The 20,351-nt window shown below is 69.2% G+C and carries 19 protein-coding genes and 1 tRNA gene; 11 read left to right on the forward strand and 9 right to left on the reverse strand.

Features of this window, described 5'->3' with window-relative positions:
* The first annotated feature begins 114 nt into the window (after positions 1 to 114).
* Genes QTI45_RS04630 through QTI45_RS04645 form a run of 4 tightly spaced genes read left to right on the forward strand, consistent with a single transcriptional unit; the run spans position 115 to position 3,966 of the window.
* Positions 115 to 1,587, forward strand: a complete 1,473-nt coding sequence (locus QTI45_RS04630) for a cobyric acid synthase (protein ID WP_286653634.1) — start codon at positions 115 to 117, stop codon at positions 1,585 to 1,587.
* Complete coding sequence (gene cobT / locus QTI45_RS04635) at positions 1,584 to 2,627, forward strand: nicotinate-nucleotide--dimethylbenzimidazole phosphoribosyltransferase (protein ID WP_286653635.1); 1,044 nt, start codon at positions 1,584 to 1,586, stop codon at positions 2,625 to 2,627. The genes QTI45_RS04630 and cobT overlap by 4 nt, the downstream gene beginning before the upstream one ends.
* Entirely contained in the window at positions 2,624 to 3,421 is a 798-nt protein-coding gene (locus tag QTI45_RS04640; RefSeq protein WP_286653636.1) for an adenosylcobinamide-GDP ribazoletransferase, read from the forward strand. Before cobT ends, QTI45_RS04640 begins: the two co-directional genes overlap by 4 nt.
* Entirely contained in the window at positions 3,418 to 3,966 is a 549-nt protein-coding gene (locus QTI45_RS04645) for a histidine phosphatase family protein (RefSeq protein WP_286367579.1), read from the forward strand. The genes QTI45_RS04640 and QTI45_RS04645 overlap by 4 nt, the downstream gene beginning before the upstream one ends.
* Before the next feature lie 31 nt (positions 3,967 to 3,997).
* On the opposite strand, the gene nth is transcribed toward QTI45_RS04645, so the two are convergent.
* Entirely contained in the window at positions 3,998 to 4,636 is a 639-nt protein-coding gene (nth, locus tag QTI45_RS04650; protein WP_286367581.1) for an endonuclease III, read from the reverse strand.
* Between the two features lie 95 nt (positions 4,637 to 4,731).
* On the opposite strand from nth, the gene QTI45_RS04655 reads away from it, so the two are divergent.
* Entirely contained in the window at positions 4,732 to 5,919 is a 1,188-nt protein-coding gene (locus QTI45_RS04655; protein WP_286653637.1) for an aminotransferase-like domain-containing protein, read from the forward strand.
* Between the two features lie 12 nt (positions 5,920 to 5,931).
* Here QTI45_RS04655 and QTI45_RS04660 read toward each other — a convergent pair whose 3' ends face one another.
* The 5 genes from QTI45_RS04660 to mfd are packed head-to-tail and all read right to left on the reverse strand — an operon-like array spanning position 5,932 to position 12,117.
* Positions 5,932 to 7,173, reverse strand: a complete 1,242-nt coding sequence (locus tag QTI45_RS04660; protein ID WP_286653638.1) for a cystathionine gamma-synthase family protein — start codon at positions 7,171 to 7,173, stop codon at positions 5,932 to 5,934.
* Positions 7,174 to 7,178: 5 nt separating this feature from the next.
* Positions 7,179 to 7,892 carry a phosphoserine phosphatase SerB gene (serB, locus tag QTI45_RS04665; RefSeq protein ID WP_286653639.1) on the reverse strand — a complete coding sequence of 238 codons (714 nt, stop codon included), beginning with the start codon at positions 7,890 to 7,892 and terminating at the stop codon, positions 7,179 to 7,181.
* Between the two features lie 12 nt (positions 7,893 to 7,904).
* Positions 7,905 to 8,339, reverse strand: coding sequence for a type II toxin-antitoxin system VapC family toxin (locus tag QTI45_RS04670; protein ID WP_286653640.1), 435 nt, complete (start codon positions 8,337 to 8,339; stop codon positions 7,905 to 7,907).
* Complete coding sequence (locus tag QTI45_RS04675; RefSeq protein WP_286653641.1) at positions 8,336 to 8,605, reverse strand: antitoxin; 270 nt, start codon at positions 8,603 to 8,605, stop codon at positions 8,336 to 8,338. Before QTI45_RS04675 ends, QTI45_RS04670 begins: the two co-directional genes overlap by 4 nt.
* Before the next feature lie 14 nt (positions 8,606 to 8,619).
* Positions 8,620 to 12,117 (reverse strand): transcription-repair coupling factor, encoded by a 3,498-nt coding sequence (gene mfd / locus QTI45_RS04680; protein ID WP_286653642.1) that lies wholly within the window; start codon positions 12,115 to 12,117, stop codon positions 8,620 to 8,622.
* Positions 12,118 to 12,223: 106 nt separating this feature from the next.
* On the opposite strand from mfd, the gene ispD reads away from it, so the two are divergent.
* Together ispD and ispF are read left to right on the forward strand one after the other, a co-directional pair.
* Positions 12,224 to 12,934, forward strand: a complete 711-nt coding sequence (gene ispD / locus QTI45_RS04685; RefSeq protein WP_286653643.1) for a 2-C-methyl-D-erythritol 4-phosphate cytidylyltransferase — start codon at positions 12,224 to 12,226, stop codon at positions 12,932 to 12,934.
* Complete coding sequence (gene ispF / locus QTI45_RS04690) at positions 12,931 to 13,416, forward strand: 2-C-methyl-D-erythritol 2,4-cyclodiphosphate synthase (protein WP_286367587.1); 486 nt, start codon at positions 12,931 to 12,933, stop codon at positions 13,414 to 13,416. Before ispD ends, ispF begins: the two co-directional genes overlap by 4 nt.
* A 20-nt stretch (positions 13,417 to 13,436) precedes the next feature.
* Here the strand turns inward: ispF and QTI45_RS04695 are convergent, their stop codons facing one another.
* Positions 13,437 to 14,891, reverse strand: coding sequence for an ATP-binding protein (locus tag QTI45_RS04695; RefSeq protein WP_286367705.1), 1,455 nt, complete (start codon positions 14,889 to 14,891; stop codon positions 13,437 to 13,439).
* Positions 14,892 to 14,970: 79 nt separating this feature from the next.
* Entirely contained in the window at positions 14,971 to 15,702 is a 732-nt protein-coding gene (gene ompR, locus QTI45_RS04700; RefSeq protein WP_088956805.1) for an osmolarity response regulator transcription factor OmpR, read from the reverse strand.
* 172 nt (positions 15,703 to 15,874) lie between these two features.
* Between ompR and QTI45_RS04705 the strand changes: the two genes are divergently transcribed.
* Both QTI45_RS04705 and QTI45_RS04710 read left to right on the forward strand, forming a co-directional pair.
* Positions 15,875 to 16,171, forward strand: coding sequence for a hypothetical protein (locus QTI45_RS04705; protein ID WP_286367588.1), 297 nt, complete (start codon positions 15,875 to 15,877; stop codon positions 16,169 to 16,171).
* A 63-nt stretch (positions 16,172 to 16,234) separates the two neighbouring features.
* Positions 16,235 to 16,924 carry an SIMPL domain-containing protein gene (locus QTI45_RS04710; RefSeq protein WP_286653805.1) on the forward strand — a complete coding sequence of 230 codons (690 nt, stop codon included), beginning with the start codon at positions 16,235 to 16,237 and terminating at the stop codon, positions 16,922 to 16,924.
* 27 nt (positions 16,925 to 16,951) lie between these two features.
* Here QTI45_RS04710 and QTI45_RS04715 read toward each other — a convergent pair whose 3' ends face one another.
* Complete coding sequence (locus tag QTI45_RS04715) at positions 16,952 to 17,722, reverse strand: 3-hydroxybutyrate dehydrogenase (RefSeq protein WP_286653644.1); 771 nt, start codon at positions 17,720 to 17,722, stop codon at positions 16,952 to 16,954.
* Between the two features lie 249 nt (positions 17,723 to 17,971).
* Here QTI45_RS04715 and QTI45_RS04720 point away from each other — a divergent pair, with 249 nt between their 5' ends.
* Both QTI45_RS04720 and QTI45_RS04725 read left to right on the forward strand, forming a co-directional pair.
* Positions 17,972 to 20,116 carry a RelA/SpoT family protein gene (locus tag QTI45_RS04720; protein ID WP_286653806.1) on the forward strand — a complete coding sequence of 715 codons (2,145 nt, stop codon included), beginning with the start codon at positions 17,972 to 17,974 and terminating at the stop codon, positions 20,114 to 20,116.
* Between the two features lie 49 nt (positions 20,117 to 20,165).
* A tRNA-Val gene (locus tag QTI45_RS04725) sits at positions 20,166 to 20,242 on the forward strand.
* Positions 20,243 to 20,351: the final 109 nt, after the last annotated feature.

Raw genomic sequence — 20,351 nt, forward strand, 5'->3', positions numbered from 1 at the left:
TCCCTTTTTTCGTCGATGCTCCGAAGCTAAGGGCGAAACGAATGAATGCTTTCGTTGTCGTTTTTGGCCGCGCTGCTTTACGTGACGGACTTCACGTAAAGGACAATCCTCTCCATGAATTCAAACCTGCGACGTGGCCCGGGCGCCCGTTGCGTCATGGTGCTCGGCACCACCAGCGGCGCCGGCAAGAGCTGGCTGGCGACCGCGCTGTGCCGCTGGTATGCGCGCCTGGGCTTCAAGGTGGCGCCGTTCAAGGCGCAGAACATGAGCAACAACGCGCGCGTCGTGGCGGGCGGCGAGATCGGCAGCGCGCAGTACTTCCAGGCGCTGGCGGCGCGGGCCGAGCCCGAGGTCCGCATGAATCCGCTGCTGCTCAAGCCCGAACGCGACACCCACAGCCAGGTGGTGCTGATGGGGCAGGTGAGTGCCGAGCTCACGGCCATGCCGTGGCGCGGGCGCAGCGAGCGCGTCTGGCCGCAGATCGCGCAGGCGCTCGACGGCTTGCGCGCCGAGAACGACGTGGTGGTGATCGAGGGCGCCGGCTCGCCGGCCGAGATCAATCTGATGGCGAGCGACATCGTCAACCTGCGCGTGGCGCGCCACGCCGGCGCGCGCTGCCTGCTGGTCACCGACATCGACCGCGGCGGCGCCTTCGCCCATCTCTACGGGACCTGGGCGCTGATGCCGGAACCCGACCGGGCGCTGCTCGCCGGCTTCGTCCTCAACAAGTTCCGCGGCGACGCCGCGCTGCTGGCGCCGGCGCCGCAGCAACTCGAGGCGCTGACCGGCGTGCCCACGGTCGCCACCTTGCCGATGTGGTGGCAGCACGGCTTGCCTGAGGAAGACGGCGTGTTCGACGACCGCAGCCAGTCCGGCGGCGAGGTGCGGCGCACCGTGGCGGTGGTCGTCTACCCCCGCATCAGCAATCTCGACGAGTTCCAGCCGCTCAAGAACATCGCCGGCCTGCGCCTGCGCTGGGCGCGCAGCCCGGCCGACGTGGCGGATGCGGACTGGATCATCCTGCCCGGCTCGAAGAACACCAGCGGCGACCTCGACTGGCTGCGCGCCCAGGGCCTGGACCGCGCAGTGGCTGCGCATGCGGCGCGCGGCGGGGCGGTGCTGGGCATCTGCGGCGGGCTGCAGATGCTGGGCGAGGCCTTGATCGATCCGCACGGCGTCGACGGCAACGGACCGGGCCTCGGCCTGCTGCCGGTGGTCACGACCTTCGCGTCGGACAAGACCGTGCGACACCGCCAAGCCGTGTTCGGCGCCCTCGGGGGGCCATGGGCGGCGCTCTCGGGCGTCGCGGTGCGCGGCTACGAGATCCATCACGGCCAGACCGCCGAGCATCCCGCGATGGCGGCGGCCGGCGATCGCGCCGTAGCCGTGATGGCCGGCGAACTCGCCTGGCAGAACCGCGCGGGCAACGTGCTCGGCCTCTACCTTCACGGCCTGTTCGAGGATCCGGCCGTGCTGCAGGCGCTGTTCGGCGTCGCGGCACGCACGCTCGATGCCGTCTTCGACGGCCTGGCGGACCACATCGAATCAAACTTTGAAGCGGGCGTGCTGCGCTCCCTGATCGAATGACGCTTGAACTTCCCCCCATCGACAACATCGACGACCCGGCGCTTGCCGCCCGCCTGCAGCAGCGGCTCGACGGCAAGACCAAGCCGCTCGGCGCCCTCGGCCGCCTCGAGGCGCTGGCGCTGCGGCTCGGCCTGGTTCTGGGCACCGAGCAACCCGCGCTGGCGCAGCCGCAGATGCTGGTCTGCGCCGCCGACCACGGGCTGGCCGCACGCGGCGTCTCGGCCTACCCGAGCGACGTCACCTGGCAGATGGTGCAGAACTTCCTCGCCGGCGGCGCGGCCGTCAGCGTGCTGGCGCGCCAGCACGGCATGGCGCTGACCGTGGTGGATTGCGGCGTGCGCCACGATTTTTCGCCGACCGGCGGCCTGCTGATCCGCAAGGTCGCGGCCGGGACCGCGGACGCCTCGACCGGCCCGGCGATGAGCGCGGCGCAATGCGCCGAGGCCATCGCCAACGGCATGCAGGTGGTGCGCGAACTGCCGGGCAACGTGCTGCTGCTCGGCGAGATGGGCATCGGCAACTCCTCGGCCGCCGCGATGCTGCTGGCGCGCCTGGCGCACCAGGACATCGATGCCTGCACCGGCGCCGGGACCGGGCTGGACGCCGCCGGCCGCGCCCGCAAGCGCGAGGTGCTGCGCGGCGTGCTCGAGCTGCACGCCGCCGCCAGCGCACCGCTGGACGCTCTGGCGGCCTTCGGCGGCTTCGAGATCGCCACGCTGGTCGGCGCGGTGCTGCAGGCGGCCGAGGAACGCCGCGTGATCGTGCTCGACGGCTTCATCGCCAGCGCCGCGGTGCTGGTCGCCGCGGCCCTGCGCCCGCAGGTCGTGCAGCGCTGCGTGGCGGCGCACGAATCGGCCGAGCCCGGCCATCGCCTGCTGCTGAACCACCTGCGCCTCGAACCGCTGCTGCGGCTCGACCTGCGGCTCGGCGAAGGCTCCGGCGCCGCCCTGGCATGGCCGCTGCTCGAGTCGGCCTGCCGCATCCTGCGCGAGATGGCGAGCTTCGAGTCGGCCGGCGTCTCGCAGCGGGAGAGTCCGTGAACGGCCTGCGCCACTTCCTGCTGGCGCTGCAGTTCTTCACCCGGATCCCGGTCACGGGCGGGCTGGCCGGCTGGGTCGGCTTCAGCCCGGCGATGCTGCGCGCCAGCGCGGCGCATTTTCCGGGTGTCGGATGGCTGGTCGGCGCGGTCGGCGCCGGTGTCTTCGCCGTGGCCCAGTCGGGCCTGCCGGGCTGGGGCGGCGCCTGCGTCGCGGCGCTGCTGTCGACCGTCGCGACCGTGCTCATGACCGGCGCCTTCCACGAAGACGGCCTGGCCGACGTGGCGGACGGACTGGGCGGCTCGGCCGACCGGGTGCGGGCGCTCGAGATCATGAAGGATTCGCGCATCGGCGCCTTCGGCGCGATCGCGCTGGTGCTGGCGCTCGCGCTCAAGGTGCTGCTGCTGGCGACGCTGGCAGCGCAGGGGATGCTCGCGGTGGCGCTCGCGCTCGTGAGCGCCCATGTGCTGTCGCGGCTGGCGCCCTTGTTCCTGATCCGCTGGCTGCCCTATGTGGGCGACGCCAGCGGCACGAGCAAGGCCAAGCCGCTGGCCGATGCGATCGGCACCGGCGCCTTGCTGGTCGCTGTCGCCTGGTCGATCCCGGCGATCCTGCTGCTGATGGGCGTGCATGGCCTCGGCCATGGCGTCGCGGCCCTCGGCCTCTGCGCCCTGGCCGCAGTCTGGATGGCGCGCCTCTTCCGGCGCCGTCTCCATGGCTTCACCGGCGATGGCCTGGGCGCGACGCAGCAGGTCTGCGAAATCGCGATCTACCTCGCACTGGTCTGGCAGCCATGAAGCTGCTGCTGATCCGCCACGCGAAGACCACCGCCGCCGACGGCCTGTGCTATGGCCGCAGCGACGTGCCGGTGCTGCCCGAGCTGACCCGTGCCGCGGCTGCGCGCGTGGCCGCCGAATTGCCGTCGGGCGCGGCCATGGCCTGCTCGCCGCTGCTGCGATGCCGCGACCTGGCCGCCGCCATCTCGGTGCTGCGGCCCGAGCTTCGCGCGGTGCCCGATCCGCGGCTGGCCGAGATGGATCTCGGTGCCTGGGAGGACCGGCCCTGGGCGGCGATCGATCGCGCCGAGATCGAGGCCTGGAGCCGCGGCTTCGCCGATATCCGTGCCGGTGGCAGCGGCGAGAGCACGCGCCAGTTCATGCAGCGGGTGGCCGGCGCCTTCGATGCCTGGTGCGACAGCGGGCGCGACGCGGTCTGGGTCACGCACGCCGGCGTGATCCGGGCGGTGCGGCTGCTGCATGGGGGCGTGCGCGTGGTCGAGCGATCCGACCAGTGGCCGTCCGAGGCGATCGACTTCGGCGCCCTCGTCGAGTTCGAGCGCTGAACCGGCGCCGCGCTCAAACAGGTTCTCAGTTTCACGGGGCAGGCGTCTTCGGCTTGTAGTCGCACCAACTCGCCACCGCGCATTGCCAGCACAGCGGCTTGCGCGCCACGCAGACGTAGCGGCCATGCAGGATCAGCCAGTGGTGGGCGTGCAGCCGGTACGCCTCGGGCACGCGCTTCTCGAGCTTGAGCTCGACCTCGAGCGGCGTCTTCCCGGGCGCGAGGCCGGTGCGGTTGCCGACCCTGAAGATGTGCGTGTCGACCGCCATCGTGGGTTCGCCGAAAGCGACGTTGAGCACCACGTTGGCGGTCTTGCGGCCGACGCCCGGCAGGGCTTCGAGCTCGGCCCGCGTGCGCGGCACCTCGCCGCCGTGCAGTTCGACCAGCATCCGGCAGGCCTCGATCAGGTGCTTCGCCTTGCTGCGGTAAAGGCCGATGGTCTTGATGTAGCTCTCGAGTCCCTCGACGCCCAGCGCCAGGATCGCCTGCGGCGTGTTGGCGACCGGAAACAGCCGGCGCGTCGCCTTGTTGACGCCGACGTCGGTGGCCTGCGCCGACAGCAGCACCGCGGCCAGCAGCTCGAAGGGCGTGTCGTATTCGAGCTCGGTCTCGGGCGTCGGATTGGCGGCCTGCAAGGTGGCGAAGAACGGCTCAATGTCTGATTTCTTCATCGTGGCGGGGAGTGTAGAGGCCGGTGCAGGCACCGGTGCAGGCACCGTCGAGGCTGCGACAATCGGCCCTGCAACTCCTCCGAAGAAGGCCACCCATGCAATTCGCCTCCCGCCTCGACAACGTCGAAACCTCCGCCATCCGCGAACTCTTCAAGCTGCTGGGCACGCCCGGCATCATCAGCTTCGCGGGCGGCTTCCCCGACAGCGCGATGTTCGATGTCGAGGGCCTGAAGGAAGCCAGTTCCAAGGCGCTGGCCGAAGAGGCCGGCGGTGCCCTCCAGTACGGCGCCACCGAGGGCTACGAGCCCTTGCGCACGCAGCTGTCGGCCTTCATGAAGACCAAGGGCGTCGAGGTCGAGCCGAGCGGACTCATCGTGACCACCGGCAGCCAGCAGGCGCTCGACCTGCTCGGCAAGACGCTGATTTCCCCGGGCGACAAAGTGATCGTCGAGGGCCCGACCTTCCTGGCGACCATCCAGTGCTTCCGCCTGTACGGTGCACAGCTGATCAGCGCTCCGGTCGACGCCGACGGCGTGCGCACCGATGAACTCGAGAAGCTCATCGCCGAACACAAGCCGAAGTTCGTCTACCTGATCCCGACTTTCGGCAATCCCAGCGGCGCGATGCTGAGCCTGGAGCGCCGCCGCAAGGTGCTCGAGATGGCGGTCAGGCACCAGACGCTGATCGTCGAGGACGATCCCTACGGCGATCTCTATTTCGACCAGCCGCCGCCGCCCTCGATCATGTCGCTGACCCAGGAAGTGCCGGGCAGCCGGGAACTGGTCGCGCACTGCGGCAGCCTCAGCAAGGTGCTGAGCCCCGGCCTGCGCATCGGCTGGATGATCGGCCCGGCCGAACTGCTGGCCAAGGCCACCATGTGCAAGCAGTTCAGCGATGCCCACACCAGCACCTTCGCGCAGGCCACCGCCGCGCAGTACCTCAAGAGCGGCCGCATGCCGGCCACGCTGGCTCACGTGCGCGAGGTCTATGCGGAGCGTGCCCGCGCCATGGGCGAAGCGCTGCAGCGCGAACTCGGCGACGCGATCACCTTCACGCAGCCGGGCGGCGGCCTGTTCTTCTGGGCCCGCCTGACCGGTGCCGGGGGCAAGGTGGCGGATGCCAACGTGCTGGCCAAGCGCGCGATCGAGAAGCTCGTGGCCTTTGTGCCCGGTGCGCCGTTCTTTGCCGAGAAGCCGGACGTGGCGACGCTGCGGCTGAGCTTCGCGACCGCCAACGTCGAGAAGATCCGCGAAGGCATCGCGCGGCTCGGCGGGGCGCTGTAGCGCCCGCGGCCCTCAGTCGAGGGCCTGCGCGAAGTCGGCGAGCAGTTCGTTCGCCGACTCCAGCCCGACCGAGACCCGCACCAGTCCGTCGGCGATCCCCATTTCTGCGCGCACGGCGGCGCCGGCTTCCCAGTAGATCGTCGGCGCGACCGGGATCACCAGCGTGCGGTTGTCGCCCAGGCCGGTGGCCTTGATGGCCAGCTGCAGGCGGTCGAGCGTCGCCATCATGCGCGTGCTGTCGCGCAGCTCGAAGGCCAGCAGCCACGAGCCGGCCTTGAACAGCTTCAGGGCCAGCGCATGCTGCGGGTGGCTCGCGAGCATCGGGTAGTGCACCTTGGCGATCGCCGCATGGGCGTCGAGGAAGCGCGCCAGCGCCAAGGCGGTCGCGCTGGTCTGCGCCACCCGCAGCGCCAGCGTCTCGGCCCCGAGGCTGATGCGGTGCGCCTGCTCGGGCGCCAGCGTGCCGCCCATGTCGCGCAGTCCCTTCTTGCGGATCTGCTGCAGCCCCCACTGGCGCGGATCGAGGCCGCGGTAGCTGGCGGCGATGTTGGGGTAGCCCTGCCAGTCGAACTCGCCGGTGTCGGTCACAGCGCCGCCCAGCGCCGCGCCGTGGCCGGCGATGGTCTTGGTCAGCGAGTTCACGACCAGCCCGGCGCCGACGCTCTTCGGGCGGAAGAGGGCGGGGGAGGTGATCGTGTTGTCGACCACGTAGAGCAGTCCGCGCTCGCGGCACAGTGCGCCGATCGCCTCCAGGTCCGGTACCTGGGTGCCGGGGTTGGCCACGGTCTCGACGAACACCATGCGGGTCTGGGGCCGCAGGGCCGCGCGAACCTGCTCCACCGAGCCGGCATCGACCTTGCTGACCTGGACGCCCAGCTCGCCCAGCGTGCCGAACAGGCTGTTGGTGTTGCCGAAGACGAAATGGCTGCTCACCAGGTGGTCGCCCGCGCGCAGCAGCGTCAGGAACAGCGCGCTCAGCGCGGCCATGCCGCTGGCGAAGCAGATGCTGCCGATGCCTTGCTCGAGCTGGCTGAGCTTGGCTTCGAGCGCGGCCGTGGTGGGCGTGCCTTGCCGGGCATAGCTGAAGCTGTTCTTGAGCGTGCCCTGGAAGACGCCGATCAAGTCTTCGGTGCGCTCGTAGCCGTACTGCACCGAGGTGTGGATCGGCTTGTGGATCGCGCCGTGCTCGACGCCGCCCCGGCGGTCGCCGTGCAGGGTCTCGGAGGCGCGCGGCGGGAGTCGGTCGTCGGCCATGGCGTTCAGCGCAGCACTTCGAGCAGGCGGTCGAGTCCGCCTTCATTGATCGCGACCATCGCCTGCTCGCGCACCTTGGGCTTGGCGTGGAAGGCCACCGAAAGGCCGGCTTCGCCCATCATCGGCAGGTCGTTGGCACCGTCGCCCACGGCGATCGTCTCGGCTGCCGAGATGCCCAGCAGCGAAGCCACCTCGAGCAGGGTGCGCCGCTTCTCGGCGCCATCGCAGATGTCGCCCCAGGACTGCTGCACGACCTCGCCCGTGAGCAGGCCGTCGGCTTCGTCGAGCAGGTTCGACCGCGCGAAATCGATGCTTAGCCGATCCTTCACGCGGTTGGCGAAGAAGGTGAAGCCGCCCGACACCAGCAGCACCCTGAGCCCCGCGGCCTTGCAGGCCCGCACGAGCTGCTCCGCGCCCGGGTTGAGCTTCAGGCGCTGGTCGTAAACCTGCTGCAAGGCCGCCACCGGAACGCCCTTCAGCAGCGCCACGCGCCGCCGCAGGCTTTCCTTGAAGTCCTTGATCTCGCCGCGCATCGTGGCCTCGGTGATGGCCGCGACTTCGGCCTTCTTGCCGACCGCATCGGCGATCTCGTCGATGCATTCGATGTTGATCAGGGTCGAGTCCATGTCGAACGCGATCAGCTTGAAGTCGGCGAGCGCGAGCGGTGGGGTGAAGCGCTGCACGACGAGACCGGGGGAGAGTTCTTGGGGGGAGTACATGGAGCAGGTCGCTCAGCGGAGCCAGTTGTCGATTTTCAGATGGGGAACGCGCCGGAACTCATCCTCGTTGTCGGTAATGAGCGTCGCGTCGAGCGCCAGGGCGTGGGCCGCGATGAGCATGTCGTTGGGGCCGATCGGCGTGCCGCGCTGTTCGAGGTGCGTCCGGACATCGGCGTAGAGCTGTGCCGCCGAAGCCGGAAGATCGCGCACCTCGATCATCGACATCGTCCGCGCGTAGGCCTCGCTCAACCGCGGCGAGGCTTTGCGCGCCAGGCCGAAGCGCAGTTCGCCATCGACCACCATGCTGGTGCAGACCTCGCCGTCGGGCCGTTCGGCGGCCAGCGCCCGGATCCTGTCGGCCACCTTGCCGGCCGGATGGCGCATCAGGTCGGAGATGATGTTGGTGTCGAGCAGATGCAGCGGCGCCGTGCCGCCCGGCGCGGTCATGGGTCGATGTCGTCCAGCGGCCGCAGCCCGAGGTCCACGTCCGGAAAGTCCTCGTCGAGCGTGTCCATGGTGGCGAGCACGGCGGCCAGGCCGGCCAGCGTGCCTTTCTGCGGCGGACTCACGGCCTCGATCACCAGCGTGTTGCCTTCGCGACGCATCAGGGCCTCGTTGCCCGGCAACTCGAACTCGCGCGGAATCCGTACCGCCTGGTTCGCGCCATTGCGAAACAGCCGGACGTGGCGGGGCGGAGGCAGTGTCGACGACATTCGCTCAGTTTAGCCTATGCCTTTGCATATGCCAACGCGGCATCCTCGCTGCGCGGTTGGCCCAGGCTGCGCAGCACGTCACGCACCATCTGTGCGCGCTCCTTGGGCTCCTTCAGCTCGCGCTCGATGCGCAGCTTTTCGTTGCCCGCGAGCTTGATGTGCTTGTTCTTCTGGATCAGGTGGATGATGTTCATCGAATCGATCGGCGGATCCTTCTTGAAGGTGATGTGGATCACCCCCGGTGCGGCATCGACCTTGATCACGCCGTAGGGCCGCGCCAGCACCCGCAGCCGATGCACGTCGATCAAGGTCTGGCCCTGCGGCGGCAGCTTGCCGAAGCGGTCGACGATCTCTTCGAGCAGGGTGTCGATCTGGTCCGGCGTCTTGGCGGTCGCCAGCTTCTTGTAGAAGGACAGCCGCAGGTGGACGTCGCCGCAATAGTCGTCGGGCAGCAGGGCCGGCGCGTGCAGGTTGATCTCGGTCGTGACCGATAGCGGCGCCAGCAGGTCGGGCTCCTGACCGGCCTTCAGCGAGCGCACCGCCTCGGCCAGCATCTCGTTGTAGAGCTGGAAGCCGATCTCCATCATGTTGCCGCTCTGGTTCTCGCCCAGCACCTCGCCGGCGCCGCGGATCTCGAGGTCGTGCATCGCGAGGTAGAAGCCCGAGCCGAGTTCTTCCATCTGCTGGATCGCGTCGAGCCGCTGCGCCGCCTGCTTGGTCAGGCCCTCGATGTCCGGCACCATCAGGTACGCATAGGCCTGGTGATGGCTGCGGCCGACGCGGCCGCGCAGCTGGTGCAGCTGCGCCAGGCCAAATTTGTCGGCCCGGCTCATCACGATCGTGTTGGCGGTCGGCACGTCGATGCCGGTCTCGATGATGGTCGAGCACAGGAGCAGGTTGTAGCGCTGGGCCACGAAGTCGCGCATGACGCGTTCGAGCTCGCGCTCGGGCATCTGGCCGTGGGCCACCGCGATGCGCGCCTCGGGCAGGATCTGCTCGAGCTTCTGGCGCCGGTTCTCGATCGTCTCGACCTCGTTGTGCAGGAAGTAGACCTGGCCGCCGCGCTTGAGTTCGCGCAGCACCGCCTCGCGGATCACGCCGGTGCCCTCGTTGCGGACGAAGGTCTTGATCGCCAGCCGCCGCTGCGGCGCGGTGGCGATCACGCTCAGGTCGCGCAGGCCTTCCAGCGCCATGCCCAGGGTGCGCGGGATCGGCGTCGCGGTAAGTGTCAGCACGTCGACCTCGGCCCGCATCGCCTTCATTGCCTCCTTGTGGCGGACGCCGAAGCGGTGCTCCTCGTCGATGATCAGGAGGCCCAGGTTCTTGAACTTGACCGACTGCGACAGCAGCTTGTGGGTGCCCACCACGATGTCCACGCTGCCGTCGCCCAGGCCCTTGGCGGCCGCGGTGATCTCCTTGGCGGAGCGAAAGCGGCTCATCTCGGCGACCTTCACCGGCCACTTGGCGAAGCGGTCGACCAGCGTCTGGTAGTGCTGCTCGGCCAGGAGGGTGGTCGGCGCCAGGAAGGCGACCTGCTTGCCCCCGGTCACGGCCACGAAGGCGGCGCGCAGGGCGACCTCGGTCTTGCCGAAGCCGACGTCACCGCAGACCAGACGGTCCATCGGCTGCGGCGAGATCATGTCCTGGATCACAGCGTGGATCGCGGCCTTCTGGTCGGCCGTCTCGTCGAAGCCGAAGTCGTTGGCGAAGACCTCGTAGTCGGCGGCCGAGAAGCGGAAGGCGTAGCCCTCGCGCGCCGCACGACGGGCATAGATGTTGAGCAGTTCGGCGGCCGAGTCGCGTACCTGCTCGGCGGCGCGGCGCTTGGCCTTCTCCCACTGGCCCGAGCCCAGCTTGTGCAGCGGCGCCTCGTCGGCGCTGACGCCGGTGTAGCGGCTCACCAGGTGCAGCTGCGACACCGGGACGTAGAGCGTGGCCTTGTCCGCGTACTCCAGGTGCAGCATTTCCTGCAGCAGCGGCTTGCCCTCGGCGTCCTTGCCCTGGCCCAGGTCCATGTTGACCAGTCCGCGGTAGCGGCCGATGCCGTGGGCCGAATGCACCACCGGGTCGCCGATCGCCAATTCGCTCAGGTCCTTGATCAGCGCCTCGACGTCGCTGACCTGCTCCTGCTTCTTGTTGCGCCGGCGGGTGGCCGGCGCGGTGGCGAAGAGCTCGGTCTCGGTGACGAAGTCGATGCCCTGTTCGCGCCAGGCGAAGCCGGCCACCAGGGCCGCGGTCGCGATGCCGATCTTCTCGTCGGGCTGGGCCTCGAATTCGGCCAGCGAATCGAAGGCCGGCGGCCCGACGCCGCTGGCACGCAGGAAGTCAAGCAGGCTCTCGCGCCGCCCGTCGCTCTCGGCGATCACCAGCACGCGGTGCGGCGTGCTGCGGATGTGTTCCTTGAGCTTGACCAGCGGATCGTCCGCGCCGCGCACCACGGCGAACGGCGGCAGGACGTCGAACTCGGCATAGGGCGGTGCATCGGCCGATGCCTCGCCGCGTATTGCCAGCTGCGGGTGCGGCTTGGCCCGCAGGTAGAACTGCTCGGCGTTCAGGAACAGCGCCTCGGGCGGCAGCGCAGGCCGTTCGGGATCGCCTTGCACCAGGCGGTAGCGCTCGCCCGTGTCCTGCCAGAAATGCTGGAAGGCCGGCTCCAGGTCGCCGTGCAGCACCACCGTGGCGTCCGGCCCCAGGTAGTCGAAGACGGTCGCGGTCTCCTCGAAGAAGAGCGGCAGGTAGTACTCGATGCCCGCCGTGGCGACGCCGCTGCCCATGTCCTTGTAGATCCGGCTGCGGGTCGGATCGCCTTCGAGCAGCTCGCGCCAGCGGCTGCGAAAGCGCGCCCGGGCGTCGTCGTCCATCGGGAACTCGCGGCCCGGCAGCAGGCGCACTTCAGGCACCGGATAGAGGCTGCGCTGGGTGTCGGGGTCGAAGGTGCGGATCGAGTCGATCTCGTCGTCGAACAGGTCGACCCGGAAGGGCACCGGCGAGCCCATCGGGAACAGGTCGATCAGGCCGCCGCGCACCGCGTACTCGCCCGGGCTCACGACCTGCGTCACGTGGGTGTAGCCGGCCAGGGTGAGCTGGGCCTTGAGCTTCGAGTCCTGCAGTTTCTGCCCGCTCTTGAACTGGAAGGTATAGCCGGCGAGGAAGGCCGGCGGCGCCAGCCGGTAGAGCGCGGTGGTGGCGGGCACCAGCACCACGTCGGCTTCCTTCTGGCTGATGCGCCAGAGCGTCGCGAGGCGTTCGCTGATCAGGTCCTGGTGCGGCGAGAAGCTGTCGTAGGGCAGGGTCTCCCAGTCGGGAAACAGCGCGCAGCGCAGTTCCGGTGCGAAGAACGCGATCTCGTCGATCAGCCGCTGCGCGTCGCTGGTGTCGGCCGTGAAGATCGCGGTGGCGCGGCCGGCGGCCTTTTCGCGCTCGGCGAGTCGCGCCAGCATCAGCGCGTCGGCCGACAGCGGGGGGCGCGGCAGCGTGAATCGCTTGCCCGCGGTGAGATGGGGGAGGTCCATGAAGTGCCCGGGAAATGCAGAACACCCCGCGCCGGACGGCGAGGGGTGTGCGTTTGCCCGATTCTAGAATGGCTGTCCTTTTGCCGCTGGCGCACTTCGCTCTCCCATGTCCGCTTCTCGTCTTTTCGCCTTGATTCCCTGCGCCGGCTCCGGCAGCCGCGCCGGCAGCACCGGTCCCAAGCAATACCAGCGCATCGCGGGCCGGCCGATGGTCGAGCACACGCTTGAGGCCTTTCGCGCGCTGACCGGAACCTTCGCCGGCCTGGCGCTCGTGGTGGCGCCCGACGATGCCGATGTCGGCGTCGTGCTGCCTCGCTTTCCGGCCGCAGGCGAACACCTGCTGCGGGTCGGCGGGGCCAGCCGGGCCGCCACGGTGCGCAACGGCTTGCGCGCCTTGCGCCAGTCCGGCGCCGGCCCGCACGACTGGGTGCTGGTGCACGACGCGGCGCGCTGCCTCGTCACGCCCAGCCAGATCGAGGCGCTGATCGCCGCCTGCGAGCACGATGCGGTCGGCGGCCTGCTGGCCCACCGGCTGGCGGACACGCTCAAGGTCGCCAGCCCCGAGGGCCGGGTCGCGAGCACGCCGACCCGCGCCGACAAGTGGCTGGCCCAGACGCCGCAGATGTTTCGCATCGGCATGCTGCTCGATGCGCTGGAGCGCAGCGGCGACTCCGTGACCGACGAGGCCAGCGCGATCGAGGCCGTCGGCCTGGCGCCGCTGCTGGTGCCGGGCAGCGCGCAGAACTTCAAGCTCACCTATGCGGAGGATTTCGCCCTGGCCGATGCGATCCTGCGCAGCCGCAGGAGCATTCCATGAGCGGCTTCGACATCCGTGTCGGGGAGGGCTGGGACGTCCATCAGCTGGTCGCCGGCCGCAAGCTGATCCTTGGCGGCGTCGAGATCCCGCACGCCACCGGCCTGCTGGGCCACTCGGATGCCGACGTGCTGCTTCATGCGATCACCGATGCCTTGCTCGGCGCCGCCGGCCTGGGCGACATCGGCCGCCATTTCCCCGACACCGACCCCCAGTTCCGCGGCGCCGATTCGTCCGTGCTGCTGGCCGAGGCGGCGCGCCGCGTGCGCGCCGCGGGCTGGCAGGTCGGCAACGTCGACAGCACCGTGATCGCCCAGGCACCGAAGCTGGCGCCGCACATCCCGGCGATGTGCCGGGGTGTCGCCGCGGCGTTGGGCATCGCGGTCGAGCAGGTCAACGTCAAGGCCAAGACCGCCGAGAAGCTGGGCCCGGTGGGCGAGGGCAGGGCGATGGAAGCACGCGCCGTCGTCCTGCTCCACCGCTAGGGGCCTGTTCACCCTCGCGATCAGGACCTGTCGGCGCCGTTTCCGGGCGCGCCGGCAACCGGCCCCGGCTTGTCCTTGGCCGCCACCGCGGCATCGGGCTTGATCGAGGCCGCGCGCGGCATCCGGATGTGGGCCGCGAGCCCGCGTCCCGGCGTGCTGGTGAGCGCGAAAGTGCCGCCCATGCGCTCGATGTTCTTGGTCACGATCGACAGCCCGAGGCCGGCGCCGGCCGCCGAGGTGCGCGCCACGTCGCCGCGGAAGAAGGGCTTGCTCAGCTGCGACAGCATGGCGGGCGCCACGCCGGCCCCGTGGTCGCGCACCTTGATCAGCACCGCATCGTTGTGCGCCTGGGCCTGGATCGTGATGTCGGCCACGCCGGTCGACGGCGTCTTGCCGTAGCGGCGGGCGTTCTCGACCAGGTTCGAGATCACGCGCTGCAGTTCGACCTCGTCGGCCATGACGCGCAGATCGCCCGGGACGTCGACCGTGATCTTGATGTCCTCGTGATCCTGCACGGCGTAGGTGCAGGCGTCGATCACGTCGCGCAGCAGCACCGGCCTGAAGTCCACGTGGTCGGGCCGGGCGTAGTCGAGGAACTTGTCGATGATCGCGTCGAGCTGCGCGATGTCGGCCGCCATGTGGTCGCGCGCGTCCTCGTCGGCCACGCTCATCTCGGTCTCGAGGCGCAGCCGCGCCAGCGGCGTGCGCAGGTCGTGCGAGATGCCGGCCAGCATGACGGCGCGGTCCTGCTCGATCTTGGCGAGCTGGTCGGCCATCCGGTTGAAGCCCACATTGACCGCCCGGATCTCGTTGGTGCGGGCCCGCTCGTCGAGCCGGTGCGCCTCGTACTCGCCCTCGCGCACCTGCAGCGTGGCCTGGGACAGCTGCTTGAGCGGCCGGTTGATCAGCCGCGTGATCAGGGCCGCGCCGGCCAGCGACAGCGCCATCGTGGTCGCCAGCCAGATCATCCAGGTGCGGCGGTCGAGGCGGCTGAAGCGGGTCGGGTCGACCAGCAGCCAGTAGGTGTCGCTCTCGATCGTGAAGCCGACCCAGAGTCCGGGCTCGTCGTTGACCCGGCTCGCCACAGTCGTGCCTTCGCCCAGGCGCGCGATCAGCTCCTCGGTCATGCGCTGGTCGAGCGCGCCGCTGGTGAAGGGCGTGAAGCGGTCGCCCGGCTCGCGCGGCAGGATGCGCACGCCTTCCTGGTCGGCCAGCGTCTTGATCAGCGAGACCCGGGTGATGGCGTCGGAGTAGACCAGCGCCGCTCGCGTGAGGTTCACCAGCGAGGCGATCTGGTGCGCGGTCTGAATGGCGCGCGGCTCGTATTCGAGTGCGCGAAAGGTCTGCAGCCAGGCCACCGTGCAGCCGATCAGCAGCAGCACCAGCAGGAAGAAGGTTCGCCAGAAGAGGCTGAGACCCAGATGCAGCCGCTTCTTGCGGCGGCGCGCGCCGATGCTGCCGAGCGGGCTCGGCAGCGTGCCCTGGGTGCTGTCCTCGAGCGGGCTGGGCTGGGTCGTCTGGGGGCCGATGCGTGCGGCCACGTGCTTCAGCGCTTCAGGTCGTGCCGTCCGGCACGAACACGTAGCCCACGCCCCAGACCGTCTGGATGTAGCGCGGCGCCGCAGCGTCGGATTCGACCAGCTTGCGAAGGCGCGAGATCTGCACGTCCAGGCTGCGGTCGAAAGGTTCGAACTCGCGCCCGCGTGCCAGCTGCGCCAGCTTCTCGCGCGACAGCGGCTGCCGCGGATGGCGCACCAGCGCCTTCAGCATCGCGAACTCGCCGGTGGTCAGCGACAGCTCCTCGCCGTCCTTCTTGAGCGTGCGCGAACCGAGGTCGAAACTGAAGGGGCCGAAGTTGACGGTCTCGTTGTCGGTCGACGGTGCGCCCGGGGCTTCGAGCGGCGGCCGGCGGCGCAGCACGGCATGGACGCGGGCCAAGAGCTCGCGCGGATTGAAGGGTTTGCCGAGGTAGTCGTCGGCACCGACTTCGAGGCCGACGATGCGGTCCACATCCTCGCCCTTGGCGGTCAGCATGATGATCGGGGTGCGATCGTTGGCGGCGCGCAGTCGTCGGCACACGGACAGGCCGTCCTCGCCCGGCATCATGAGGTCGAGCACGATCAGGTCGACCGTGTCGCGCAGCAGGATGCGGTTGAGGGCCTTGCCATCTTCCGCCACGATGACCTCGAAACCTTCCTGGGTCAGGTAGCGGCGCAGCAGGTCGCGAATCCGTGCGTCGTCGTCGACGATCACGATCTTGTCTGTGCGAGCGGGAGTCTGATTCATTTTCACAACGCCGAATTTGTAACAACGCCAATTCTGAAGCCGTTGTCGAGTCATTGGCCGGCTTTGGGCTAGGTGTTGACACTAAGTTACAAAACTTGCGGCCGCTAGCGGGTGCGACGTCTACGCCTTGCAAGGCGATGGCAAAGTGGGCGTGTCGTCACTTCTTGCCGCCATGAAATCCACCTTTCTGATGTTGTCGTTGCTGGTCGCCGGCGCCTGCCAGCCGGTCTGGGCCGGGCCTTCCGGGCTGCTGGCGGTGGGCGGAACGCCGCGCGTCGAAGGCTCGGATGCCAGCGCCGGGCGCCGCCTGTCTCCCGCCGAACTCGCGCAGCTTCGCCAGCAGGTGCGCCAGCAATGGGCGCCGGCGCAGGATGTCGTACGCTCGGCGGAGTCGCAGCCGGCCGAGCGCATGATGCCGGAGGCGCCGCCCCGCGACCCGATGACCGCCCCGCGCAGCCAGCGGCCCTGAGCCGGAGCCGCGGGACCCTTCTCTTTCTTCCGAGGATTCGCTGACTTGAACAATGCCAAATGGATGGCGGCCTTTGCCGTTCTCGCGGGCGCTGGCGCTGCCGCCGCCCAGACCGTGACCATCGCACCGCCCCAGAACGTGCTCCAGCTGTCGGCCAACTCGACGGTCGAGGTCCAGCAGGACCTGCTGTCGATGACCCTCAGCACCACCCGCGAGGCCGCCGACGCCGCCACCGTGCAGACTCAGTTGCGCACGGCGCTCGACGCCGCCATGACCGAGGCGCGCAAGAATGCCCTGCCCGGCCAGCTCGACGTGCGCACCGGCAACTTCAACCTCGCCCCGCGCTACAGCCGCGAAGGCAAGATGACCGGCTGGCGCGGCACCGCGTCGCTGGTGCTCGAGGGCCGGGACTTCCCGCGCATCACGCAGGCCGCGTCCCGCATCAGCACGCTGACGATCGCCAACATCGGCTTCGGACTGAGCCGCGAGCAGCAGGCCAAGACCGAGACCGAGGCCCAGGCCGTGGCGATCGGCAACTTCAAGCAGCGCGCCGACGAGCTCGCGAAGAATTTCGGCTTCAGCGGCTACACGCTGCGCGAAGTGTCGGTCAACGCCCATCTGGGCGGCCCGGTGCAGCCGCGCATGATGGCCATGGAGGCGATGGCCAAGGCTTCCGCCGACGCGCCCGTGCCGATCGAGGCCGGCAAGGCCAACGTCGTGGTCAACGTCTCGGGCTCGGTGCAGCTCAAGTAGCGCGCCGCGGCCCGGCCGCGGCGCGGTCTACTGCGCGGTCCAGCCGCCGTCCACCTGCCAGGCGACGCCGCGCACCTGGTCAGCCGCCGGCGAGCACAGGAACACCGCCAGACCGGCAAGTTGCTCCACGGTGGTGAACTGCAGCGAAGGCTGCTTTTCGCCGAGCAGTTCGTTCTGCGCCTGCGCCAGCGAGATGCCCTCGCGCGCGGAGCGGTCGTCGATCTGCTTTTGCACCAGCGCGGTCAGCACCCAGCCCGGGCAGATCGCGTTGCTGGTGATGCCGGTGGTGGCGGTCTCGAGCGCCACCGACTTGGTGAATCCGACGATCCCGTGCTTGGCCGCCACGTAGGCCGACTTCTGCGCCGACGCCACCAGGCCGTGCGCCGAGGCGATGTTGATGATGCGGCCCCAGTTGGCTTCGCGCATCGCCGGCACCGCGAGCCGGGTGGTGTGGAAGGCGCTGCTGAGGTTGATCGCGATCACCGCGTCCCAGCGTTCCACCGGGAAGTCCTCGACCTTCGCGACATGCTGGATGCCGGCGTTGTTGACGAGCACGTCGACGCGGCCGAAGCGGCTGGCGGCGAACTTCATCATGTCCTCGATGTCGGCCGCGCGGCTCATGTCGGCGCCGTGGTGTTCGACCTTCACGCCCAAGGCGGCGATCTCGGCCTTCGGGCCTTCCGCGTCGCCGAAGCCGTTGAGAACGATGTTCGCGCCCTGGCCGGCCAGCGCTTTTGCGATGCCGAGCCCGATGCCACTGGTGGACCCGGTGACCAGCGCGGTTTTGCCTTTGAGCATGATGACTATCTCCGAATGAATTAGGATGCAACGAGCCCATTATCTTCATCGTGATTCCGCCTTCTCCATGACCGAGCCCGCCCTTTCTCACGCTTCTCGCGAAGCTCTCGGGGCCGCGGGGCGGCAGTCTCTTTTCGGGCGCTGCGATCCGTGAAGCGCGAACAATCCAACCTGCACGTTCCCGCGCCGTCCGAATCGCTGGTGGTCGACTACCCGCTGTCGGCGGCGACCGCCGAGCGCACCCCGGTGATGGAGAACATGCTGGCCCGCGCGCGCGCCTTCGCCGAGCCGCTGATAGCCGACGAGACGCTCGACACCGGCGAGAACACGCTCGCGCACGCCGATGCGGTCGCCGCCATCGTGCGCGCCATGGGCGGCTCCGAAGCCATGCAGGCGGCCAGCTACCTGGTCTATTCGTGCCAGCACCTGAACCGGCCGCAAGAGGTGATCGCGAAGGTGTTCGGCGACAACTTCGCGGCGCTGGCGGTCGAGACCACCAAGCTCGTGCATGTGCAGAAACAGGCCCGCTCGGCCACCGCCAGCGCGCACCTCGCCGACGGCGCGGGCACCCAGACCGAGAACGTGCGCAAGATGCTGCTGGCGTTCTCGCGCGACCTGCGCGTGGTGATGCTGCGGCTGGCCTCGCGCCTGCAGACCCTGCGCTATGCCGCGGCCAGCAAGCGGCCGCTGCCCGAGAACGTGGCGCGCGAGTCGCTGCAGGTGTTCGCGCCGCTGGCCAACCGGCTGGGCATCTGGCAGGTCAAGTGGGAGATCGAGGACCTGTCCTTCCGCTTCCTCGAACCCGAGACCTACAAGCTGATCGCGCGCCTGCTCGACGAGAAGCGCATCGAGCGCGAAGGCTACGTCGAGCAGTTGCGCGCGCGGCTCGAACGCGAGCTGGCTGCCGAAGGCATCCAGGCCAAGGTGCAGGGCCGGCCGAAGAACATCTACAGCATCGTCAAGAAGATGCGCGGCAAGTCGCTCGACTTCGCCCAGGTGTTCGACATCATGGCGCTGCGCGTGGTGGTGGCCGACGTCAAGGACTGCTATGCGGCGCTGGCCTGGGTGCATTCGCACTTCCAGCCGATCGACGAGGAGTTCGACGACTACATTGCGCGGCCGAAGCCGAACGGCTACCAGTCGCTGCACACGGTGGTGCGCGACGTGGTCGACGGCCACGCCGGCAAGCCGATCGAGATCCAGATCCGCACCCAGGAGATGCACGATCACGCCGAGCACGGCGTGGCTGCGCACTGGGCCTACAAGGAGGCGGGCCACAAGGGCTATGCGGGCGTCTGGGCCAGCGGCGAGTACGACGCCAAGATCGCGGTGCTGCGGCAGCTGCTGGCCTGGGAGCGCGATCTCTCGGGCGGCCAGCGCGGGCAGGGCCTGTTCGACGACCGCATCTACGTGCTGACGCCCGACGCCGCCATCGTCGAGTTGCCGCAGGGCGCGACCGCTGTCGACTTCGCCTACACCGTGCACACCAGCCTCGGCCACCGCTGCCGCGGCGCTCGGGTCGATGGCGCGATGGTGCCGCTCAACACGCCGCTGCAGAACGGCCAGACGGTCGAGATCATCGCCGCCAAGGAAGGCGGCCCTTCGCGCGACTGGCTGAACGCCGAACTCGGCTATCTCGCGAGCCATCGGGCGCGCGCCAAGGTGCGGGCCTGGTTCAACGCGCAGATCACCCACGAGACGGTGGCGCGCGGCCGGGAGGCGGTCGAGAAGCTGCTGCAGCGCGAAGGCAAGACCGCGCTGAAGCTCGACGACCTGGCCTCGCAGCTGGGCTTCAAGTCGGCCGACAACCTGTTCGAGGTGGTGGGCAAGGATGAGTTCTCGCTGCGCAACATCGAGATGCTGCTGCGTCCGCCCGAGCCGGCACCCGGGCCGGACGACGGCGTCATCATCAAGAAGGCGCGCGGCAGCGAACAGTCGGGCCGCGGCGGCGTGCTGGTGGTCGGCGTGTCCTCGCTGATGACTCAGCTCGCCAAGTGCTGCAAGCCGGCGCCGCCCGACGCCATCCGCGGTTTCGTGACCAAGGGCCACGGCGTCAGCGTGCACCGTTCGGACTGCAGCAACTTCCGCACGATGGCAGGACAGAACGCCGAGCGCGTGATCGATGTGGAGTGGGGCGCGCAGAAGGGCGGCGATGCCGCCTCGGTGTATGCGGTCGACGTGGCGGTCGAGGCCGCCGACCGGCAGGGCCTGCTGCGCGACATCTCCGATGTGCTGGCGCGCGAGAAGATGAACGTGATCGGCGTGCAGACGCAGTCGGTGAAGGGCACGGCCTGGATGACCTTCACCGTGGAGATCGCCGACGTGACGCGGCTCAAGCAGGTGCTCGCAGTGGTTGCCGCGGTGTCTGGCGTGCGATCTGCGCGACGCCGCTGAAAAGTGCCTCCAGAAGCCTGCTATACTTCGGCCTCTCGAATACAACCTCAGGCGCGTAGCTCAGCTGGTTAGAGCACCACCTTGACATGGTGGGGGTCGTTGGTTCGAGTCCAATCGCGCCTACCAAATTTCCCCTCTGAGAGTGACCAGCTCTCAGGCCTCCGGGGAAATTTTTCTTCCCTACGGTTCTACTTTTTTCGATCGCCATGCGACGCGCACATGCGTGCGCGCAAGT

The organism is Variovorax saccharolyticus (assembly GCF_030316765.1).
Classification (GTDB): Bacteria; Pseudomonadota; Gammaproteobacteria; order Burkholderiales; family Burkholderiaceae_C; genus Variovorax; species Variovorax saccharolyticus.